Origin of the sequence: Methylobacterium goesingense (assembly GCF_022179225.1) — a bacterium.
Lineage (GTDB): Bacteria > Pseudomonadota > Alphaproteobacteria > Rhizobiales > Beijerinckiaceae > Methylobacterium > Methylobacterium goesingense.
This window is the reverse complement of sequence record NZ_BPQL01000110.1, coordinates 1-5598: the sequence shown is the minus strand read 5'-3', so window position 1 is coordinate 5598 and position 5598 is coordinate 1. Positions and strand designations below refer to the sequence as shown.

At 69.9% G+C, this 5598-nt stretch carries 8 protein-coding genes; 3 read left to right on the top strand and 5 right to left on the bottom strand.

What is annotated here, in order from left to right:
* A partial coding sequence (locus tag MFF30_RS18725; RefSeq protein ID WP_238280987.1) for a beta-propeller fold lactonase family protein occupies positions 1 to 918 on the top strand: 918 nt, incomplete at its 5' end.
* Positions 919 to 996: 78 nt separating this feature from the next.
* Positions 997 to 2082, top strand: a complete 1086-nt coding sequence (locus tag MFF30_RS18720) for a molybdopterin-dependent oxidoreductase (protein WP_056096995.1) — start codon at positions 997 to 999, stop codon at positions 2080 to 2082.
* 3 nt (positions 2083 to 2085) lie between these two features.
* Here the strand turns inward: MFF30_RS18720 and MFF30_RS18715 are convergent, their stop codons facing one another.
* Genes MFF30_RS18715 through MFF30_RS18695 form a run of 5 tightly spaced genes read right to left on the bottom strand, consistent with a single transcriptional unit; the run spans position 2086 to position 5053 of the window.
* Positions 2086 to 2457: a YidH family protein gene (locus MFF30_RS18715; RefSeq protein WP_055958930.1), complete on the bottom strand. Its 372-nt coding sequence runs from the start codon at positions 2455 to 2457 to the stop codon at positions 2086 to 2088.
* Positions 2454 to 3344, bottom strand: a complete 891-nt coding sequence (locus tag MFF30_RS18710; protein ID WP_055958927.1) for a LysR family transcriptional regulator — start codon at positions 3342 to 3344, stop codon at positions 2454 to 2456. The genes MFF30_RS18715 and MFF30_RS18710 overlap by 4 nt, the downstream gene beginning before the upstream one ends.
* Positions 3341 to 4150 (bottom strand): anti-sigma factor family protein, encoded by an 810-nt coding sequence (locus tag MFF30_RS18705; protein WP_055958925.1) that lies wholly within the window; start codon positions 4148 to 4150, stop codon positions 3341 to 3343. The genes MFF30_RS18710 and MFF30_RS18705 overlap by 4 nt, the downstream gene beginning before the upstream one ends.
* On the bottom strand, positions 4147 to 4656 hold the full coding sequence (locus MFF30_RS18700) for an RNA polymerase sigma factor (protein ID WP_055958922.1): 510 nt from the start codon (positions 4654 to 4656) through the stop codon (positions 4147 to 4149). The genes MFF30_RS18705 and MFF30_RS18700 overlap by 4 nt, the downstream gene beginning before the upstream one ends.
* A 13-nt stretch (positions 4657 to 4669) precedes the next feature.
* The gene (locus MFF30_RS18695; protein WP_055958920.1) at positions 4670 to 5053 is read right to left on the bottom strand and encodes a COG4315 family predicted lipoprotein; all 384 of its coding nucleotides are present in this window, start codon (positions 5051 to 5053) and stop codon (positions 4670 to 4672) included.
* Positions 5054 to 5235: 182 nt separating this feature from the next.
* Between MFF30_RS18695 and copM the strand changes: the two genes are divergently transcribed.
* Positions 5236 to 5598, top strand: a 363-nt coding sequence (gene copM, locus MFF30_RS18690; RefSeq protein ID WP_238280986.1) for a CopM family metallochaperone, incomplete at its 3' end; no start/stop codon positions are given.

Sequence of the window (5598 nt, the reverse complement as noted above, 5' to 3'; positions counted from 1 at the left end):
GTTGTTCTTGATTGCGCCGTCGAAGCCGGCGCAATCAAGAACAACGCGCTCGCCCTGAACGCCGCCGGCACGGTCGCCGCGGTGTCGAACAGCGAGGAGAGCGCCGTCATCGTCTACGACGTCGCCAAGGGCACGGTGCTCCGCCGCCTCGACGGCTTCGTCACGCCGCGCAACATCGTGTTCGCGCCGGACGGCGCCCGCTTCTACGTCTCCGACAGCGGCACGGGCCGGATCACGGTCTACGAGACCGGCACCGGCAAAGAAGCCGGCGTTCTTGCCGCGGGCCCCGGTGCGTTCGGCACGGTGCTCTCGGCCGACGGGACAAAGCTCTACGTCAACAACGAGGCCGCGAGCACGCTGACCGTGTTCGACACCAAGACCATGCTCGCAGTCGCCGTGATCCCCGGCTTTGCGCAGCCGCGCCAAGGCGTGAAGCTGTCGCCGGACGGCAAGACCGTGTTCGTGACGAACTTCCTCGGCGACAAGATCACGTTGGTCGACACCGCCACCAACAAGATCACCAGCGAGATCGCCGGGTTCGACAAGCTGCGCGCCATCTCGATCACCAAGGACGGCAAGACGCTGTTTGCCGCCAACAGCGGCCGCAACACCGTCAGTGTGGTCGATGTCGCCGCCCGCAAGGTCACGTCAGAAGTCGCGGTGGGCAAGGACCCCTACGGTGCCGCGCTGACCCCGGACGGGCGCTTCGTCTATTCGGGCAACCTCAAGGACAACTCGCTCTCGGTGATCGACACCGACACGCTCAAGGTCGTCGCCACGGTGACCGGGCTGAACGAGCCGCGCCAGGCGATCGCATTCTCCAGTGACAACGCCCACGCGTACGTCCTCAACCGCGACCTCAGCGTGGCCGTGGTCGACCGCGCGAAGAACGCGGTGGTTTCGACGATGAAGCCGTGAAGCGTCGCGCGCCGGGTGCCTTTCGGCGCCCGGCGCGTTCTCGATCTCGACACGTCGCGAACGCAGGACAAAGACCCCATGCTCGGCCTGTTCCAGCGCAAGGACCGCCTCATCGTCCACGGAAAGACGCCCTACAACGCCGAGCCGCCGCTCGATCGCCTGCGGGCCGCCTTCCTGACTGATCAAGCCGACTTCTACGTCCGCAGCCACGGCGACATCCCGGACCTCGACGCCGACGGCTACCGCCTGACCGTCGACGGGATGGTCGCGACGCCCCTCGACCTCTCCCTCGCCGATCTCAAAGAACGCTTCGCGCCCGTCACCGTGACGGCGGTGATGCAATGCGCCGGCAACCGCCGGGCCGACATGCTGGCGGTGGCCCCGGTCTCCGGCGACCCGTGGGCGCCCGGCGCCATCGGTAATGCGGAATGGACCGGCGTGCGGCTCGCCGACGTGCTGCGCGCGGCCGGCATCAAAGCGGATGATGAGCGCCACGTCGCCTTCGAGAGCCACGACCGGATCGCGGACACGGACACGCGCTTCGGCGCCTCGATCCCGCTCGCCAAGGCGCTGGCGCCCGAGACGCTGCTTGCCTTCGCGATGAACGGCGAGCCTCTCGCCCCCGAGCACGGCCATCCGTTACGCGTGGTGGTGCCGGGCTTTGCCGGCATCCGCAGCCCGAAATGGCTCGCCCGGATCACGGTGCAGGACCGGCCCTCCGACAACCCGATGCAGGCCGACGACTACAAGCTGTTTCCGCCCGACGTGACGGCCGAGACCGCCGACCCGGCCCACGGCATCACCATCGAGGCGATGCCGTTGAACAGCGCGATCTGCGAGCCCGCCCGCGGCGCTGCGTTGAAGGCCGGCCGGCACGCGATCCGCGGCTACGCCATCGCCAGCGACCGCGCGGTCGCCCGCGTCGACGTCTCGACGGATGGCGGCCGCAGCTGGGCGCAAGCCCGGATCGAGCGCGATGCCGACGCGCCCTACGCCTGGACGTTCTGGGAGATCGAGCGCGAACTGACCGCGGGCGAGCACGAGCTCGCGGTGCGGGCCTGGGATTCCGCCGGCCAGACCCAGCCGGCCGCCCCCGACGACACCTGGAACTACAAGGGTTACCTCAGCGCCGCCTGGCACCGGGTGCGAGTGACGGTGGCCTGACCCTCACGCCCAGAGCAGGGCGGTGGCCGCGAGGCCGGAGATCGCGATGAGCAGGGCCGCAATCCCGACGGTGAGGAGGCGCGGCATCATCGGGATCTCGGAATGGGCGAGCCGTGCCCGGATCGCCCGGTCCCGCCACACGGCGCCGGCGAATGAGGCGAGCGCGCAGCCGATCAGCGTCAGCGACAATACCTTCAGCGGCCAGACCGCGAGCACCTCCCGCAGGAAGCGCTGCGCGGCGAGGCCGACGCCTAGGAACGCGAGCCCGGTGCGAAGCCACGCCACGAAGGTGCGTTCGGCCGCTAGAACCGTCCGATCCTCGGCGAGTCTCACCCGGGGATCGTCGGGGGGCACGGGTTTCGCGAGCTCGCTCATCCGGCATTCGCTGTCGCGATCAGGTCGAGAAGCGCGTCGGCGGCCCGGCTGCGGTAGCGCTCCTTGTGGCGCAGCACCCGGAACGGCCGGCTCGGTAAGTCGAACGCCGCCCGGACCAGGGTCCCGGCCCGAAGCGCGGCGGCGACCACGGTCTCGGACAGGACGGCGGCCCCGCCCCCGGCCTCGACGGCGGCGCGGACCGCCTCGTTAGAGGGCAGTTCGAGCGTGACCCGAAGCTGGGCGGCTGCGAGGCCGGCCGCACCCAGGGCCGCCTCGAAGGCCGAGCGGGTTCCCGATCCCGCCTCGCGCAGCACCCAATCGACCCCGGCGAGGTTTTCGGGTTCGAGGTGGGTCGCCTCGGCGAAGGCATGGCCAGGGGCGACCACGAGGACCAGTTGGTCCTGCGCGATGGTCGTGCTCGCGAGCGTCGGGTCGTCCAGCGCCCCCTCGACAAAGCCGAGTTCGGCCTGCCCCGCGCGCACCGCGTCGGCGGCGTCGGTGGTGTTGCCCACCGCCAACCGGATGGCGATCTCAGGGTAGGCCCGGCGGAAGGCGACGAGGTGGCGCGGCAGCCAGTCGCTGGCGATGGTCTGGCTGGCATAGAGGGCCAGCGTCCCGCGTCGCATGCCACTGAGGTCGGCGAGCACCAGTTCGGCGGCCTCGGCCCGGGCGAGTACGGCGCGGGCCTCGACGAGGAACACGCGTCCCGCCTCGGTCAGCTCGATCCCGCGGCCGACCCGGTGAAACAGCTTGGTGGCGTGCCGCCCCTCGATGTTGGCGATCGCCGTGCTGACTGCCGACTGGACGAGGTTCAGCGCCTCTGCAGCCCGGGTCACGTGCTGCCGCTCCGCCACGGCCACGAAGATGCGGAGTTGGTCGAGGGTCATGGTTGCCGCGGCGGAACCGGCAATCCACGGACCTGCGCGTCAACCGCCTGCGCGACGGTCAACAGCCGCGCCTCGTCGGTGCGACCCGTCACGACGTAGGACATGCCGCCATCGACCCAGGAGAAGGCAGCGACATCGCCCTCGCGGGCGAAGCGGAACACCGTGCGGCCATCCGCATCGCCCACGCGGCTGTAGAGCGTCAGCCGGGTGCCGTGATCGTCATCGTACATCAGCATCGCGGCGGATTCGGAACCCGCCGGCAGCAGCCGGCCGCCCATCAGGCGGAAGCCGTAGGCCGTGAGGTCGGGGGTGGTCACCGCCCGGCCGAGGCGCTTCGAGAGCCACGTCACGAGGTGCGGCTTCTCGTCGGCGCGCACCTCCACCGGATGCACCGCCTCGACCACGTAGGTGCGGAAGGCCGCCACTGCGTCGTCGGTCGCCGGCTCGGTTCGCGCGAGCGTGACCGTGGGTACCTGCCGCACGGCATGGCCGAACCAGCCGGCGGCACCGCCGACCGCGAGGCAGAGCACGGCCGCAGCCGCGACCGGAAGCCAGCGCCCGGTTATCGGGCGATGTCGCGAGCGGATATTGGCGACCCTGAGCCGCGCCGGGATCGCCTCCTCGGCGATCGGCGCGAGGCGGGCACGCAAGCGCTCGCGCAAGGCGCGATCCGCCGAGACCTCGGCCGCCCGCGCGGGATTTCCCCTGAGCCATGCCTCGACCAGCGCCTGCCGCTCCGGTTCCAGACGACCGTCGATCAGGCCGTGCAGGTCGTCCTCGCCGACCGGGCGCGGATCCCCGCTCATTTTACCCTCCTCAACAAGCCGGTTCGGCCGGTTTCCAGAAAACTTCGCATCCGCTCCCGGGCTCGGCTTAACCGCGACATCACCGTGCCGAGCGGTACTCCGAGCACCTGGGCCGCTTCCGCATAAGACAGATCCTCAACCGCGACGAGCAGCAGCACCGAGCGCTGCTCCTCGGGCAGCGCATCGAGCCCGGTGAGCACGTCACGGGCTCCCATAGCGGTCTCGGGGTCGGCACCCGGATCAGGCACCTGCTCCAAAGCCTCCGCGCCGAGATCGACGCCGCGCCGGCCCCGGCGTCGAACAGTGCCGAGGAACAGGTTGCGCTCGATCGTGAACAGCCAGGCCCGCAGGTCGCCGTCGCGGCGGCGTCCGGACCAGCCGGACAACGCCCGCTCCAAAGTGTCCTGGACGAGGTCGTCCGCCGCTTCGCGGTCCCGTAACAGCGCGACGGCGTAGCGCCGCAACGCTGGGATCTGCGGTTCGATGAGGGCAGCGATCTCGTCCACGAGGCTTTACCGATCAGGGCTTGGCGATGTGCCATGCACCGTTGAGGAATCCGTCGCCGGTGATGTCGCCGGGCTTCGTATCCTTGGCGAAGGTGTAGAGCGGCTTGCCCTTATAGGCCCACTGCATCGTGCCGTCGTCCCGCGTCACCATCGTCCAGTCGCCACTAGCAGCCGAGCCGGGCGCCGCCATCAGGGCGGGCCAGTTGGCGGCGCAGGGGCCGTTGCACATCGACTTGCCGCCCATGTCCTTGTCGAAGGTGTAGAGGGTCATGCTCTTGGCATCGACGAGCGCCGGCCCCTTGGCAGTCTCGGCCGTCATCGCAGGCGCAGCGGCCTGGGCGGCGACGGCGGAGAAGGCGAAGGCCGCAAAGGCGGCGCGGATCAGCATGGTGCGCATGAGTGAGGTCTCCGGCGGTCGACCATGACCGCATTGGGAGAGATGCCGAACGGGCGCGTCTATTCCACTGACATTTGGAAAAGATCGATCACATCGGCAGGGCCGCGAATTCGTCCCCGGCCAGGGAATAAAACCGTTTCCCCGGCATCTCTCCCCTCGACAACGAACAGGGAGGACGGCTCATGCGCGGAGCATTGGGATTTGCGCTCACGGCCGCCGTGATGGCCGGCGGCCTCGTCGGCGGCCGGATGATGATGCCCCCGACGCTGGCCGCTGCCGAGCCGCCGGCCGTCGTCTCCGCGTCCTTCGACGCGGTGATGGCGCAGTCGATGACGCGGATGCATGCCGACATGATGGTCCCGCCCTCGGGCGATCCGGACCGCGACTTCGCCGCGATGATGATCCCGCACCACGAGGGCGCGATCGCGATGGCCCAGGCGGAGCTGCTCTACGGCAAGGATCCGGTCCTGCGCCGCCTCGCGCAGGGGATCATCGTCGAACAGGGCCAGGAGATCGCGGTGATGCGCCGGGCGCTCGCCGATCTC